The organism is Kitasatospora sp. NPDC059599 (assembly GCF_042735125.1).
Classification (GTDB): domain Bacteria; phylum Actinomycetota; class Actinomycetes; order Streptomycetales; family Streptomycetaceae; genus Kitasatospora.
This window is the reverse complement of record NZ_JBHWCL010000316.1, coordinates 1-1156: the sequence shown is the minus strand read 5'-3', so window position 1 is coordinate 1156 and position 1156 is coordinate 1. Positions and strand designations below refer to the sequence as shown.

At 71.2% G+C, this 1156-nt stretch carries 1 protein-coding gene and 1 pseudogene; both read left to right on the top strand.

All coding sequences use genetic code 11. The features are described 5' to 3' along the window. Positions 1-744: electron transfer flavoprotein subunit beta/FixA family protein (locus ACFV04_RS43780; RefSeq protein ID WP_380536662.1), on the top strand; the 744-nt coding region annotated here is incomplete at its 5' end. 55 nt (positions 745-799) lie between these two features. Next, positions 800-1156 (top strand): annotated as a pseudogene (locus ACFV04_RS43775) (electron transfer flavoprotein subunit alpha/FixB family protein); the annotation flags it as partial.

Below are 1156 nucleotides of genomic sequence, written 5' to 3'. Positions count from 1 at the left end.
GCGACGGGTGACCGTCGTTTCGCGGACGACCACACCACCGACCGGGAGGGTGTGGACGGTCTCCTGTCGGAGCTGGACGAGTACGGCGTGGAGCAGGCGCTGCGGATCGCGGAGGCGAACGAGGGCGCCGAGGTGACGGTGCTGACGGTCGGGCCGGACGACGCGAAGGACGCGCTGCGCAAGGCGCTGTCGATGGGTGCGGACAAGGCCGTGCACGTGAACGACGACGACATCCACGGGTCCGATGTGATCGGGACGTCGGCGGTGCTGGCGAAGGCGCTGGAGAAGACCGGGTTCGACCTGGTGATCGGTGGCATGGCGTCGACGGACGGCACGATGGGTGTGCTGCCGGCGCTGCTGGCGGAGCGTCTGGGTGTGCCGCAGGTGACGCTGCTGTCGGAGGTGTCGGTCGAGGGCGGTGTGGTCCGGGGCCGTCGTGACGGTGACGCGGCGACCGAGCTGGTCGAGGCGGAGCTGCCGGCCGTGGTGTCGGTGACGGACCAGTCGGGTGAGGCCCGGTACCCGTCGTTCAAGGGGATCATGGCGGCGAAGAAGAAGCCGGTGCAGTCGCTGGACCTGGACGACCTGGGCATCGAGGCGGACGAGGTCGGGCTGGCGGGTTCGTGGACGGCGGTGGAGTCGGTGGCGGCGCGTCCGGCGCGCACCGCGGGCACGGTCGTCAAGGACGAGGGTGAGGGCGGCAAGTCCCTCGCGGCCTTCCTCGCCGACCAGAAGTTCATCTGAGCCTCCTCCGGCCCAGTCCGACCCCTCGAACCCGCGAACACGGAGACATTGAGCAATGGCTGAGATTCTCGTCCTGGTGGACCACGCCGACGGTGCGGTCCGCAAGCCGGCCCTGGAGCTGCTGACCCTGGCCCGCCGCGTCGGCGAGCCGTCCGCCGTCGTCCTGGGCGCCGGCGCCGCCGCGGCCGGCATCGCCGCGAAGGCCGCCGAGTACGGCGCCGCCAAGGTGTACGTCGCCGAAGGCACCGAGTTCGCCGACCACCTGGTCGTCCCCAAGGTCGACGCCCTGACCCAGATCGCCAAGACCAACGACGCCGCCGCCGTCCTGGTCACCTCCTCCGGCGAAGGCAAGGAAATCGCCGCCCGCGTCGCGCTGCGCCTGGGTTCCGGTGTCATCACCGACGCCGTCGAC